1 pseudogene is annotated in these 882 nt (G+C 68.9%); it reads right to left on the bottom strand.

From position 1 onward, the window contains the following. Positions 1–820 (bottom strand): annotated as a pseudogene (locus C3481_RS16020) (hypothetical protein); the annotation flags it as partial. Positions 821–882: the final 62 nt, after the last annotated feature.

Below are 882 nucleotides of genomic sequence, written 5' to 3'. Positions count from 1 at the left end.
CCCGGCCCACGGAGGCGAGGAAGCGTTTCCGCTTGCTTCCGACCCCGCTCGTGAACGTGCCGTCCGGGGCGAGCCGGCCGTGGTCCGCCTGGAGCATGGCCTCGTAGGGCAGCCGGACCCGGTCGAAGGTGGTCCGGCAGTGGTCCACGGGGCTGGTGGAGGTCTGGGGCAACCGTGTGACCGCGATGCCGGGCAGGGGGCGACCGGCGTCGTCGTGCAGCGGCGTGAGGAAGAGGAAGACGCCGTGGTCGGTGCCGTCCACGATCAGCCGGGCGGCCACGACGGCGTCCTTCGGCCCGCCGGTGGAACTGGTGTTGGGCATGAACTTGGCGGCGGCCGGCGTCGGGGTGTGCAGTTCGAAGACGCCCTCGGCGGGGTCGTAGGTGGCGGTCGTCTCCAGTTGGGAGACGCTGTTGCCGTGGCCCGCCTCCGTGCACAGGAACGTGCCGGTCCTGGTCATGGCGGTGTACGGCGTCAGGTCCCGCCGCTCACCGTCGTGATCGACGAGGCTGCCCAGGAAGAGGTTGTAGTGGATCGAGCTGACGGTGCACAGCCCCACGTCGGACACGCCGATCCACTCGTGCAGCGCGGTGAGTTCCTCGACGTCCCGGACCAGGTCCAGGGGCTTGCCGACCACGTCGTTGACCAGCCGCAGCCGGTCGTAGGACAGCTCGGTCCGCTCCTGCGGGGACAGCCCTTCCCGGAAGAGGAACGGCTCCGTCGCGAACAGCTCACGCCACGGCGTGTGCAGGGTGTCGAAGCGGCCGCCGTACAAGGCGTCGGTCAGTGCCGCGGCGGTCGCGGGCGCGGTACCAGTCACTGCGGAAGGGGAGGTGGTTCATAACGAGTGATAGTAGTTGATGTCACTAAGTGACAACTAAC

The sequence above is a fragment of the Microbacterium sp. Ru50 genome (assembly GCF_002920555.1).
Taxonomy (GTDB): Bacteria; Actinomycetota; Actinomycetes; order Actinomycetales; family Microbacteriaceae; genus Microbacterium; species Microbacterium arborescens.
This window is presented reverse-complemented; position numbering and strand designations above follow the sequence as displayed.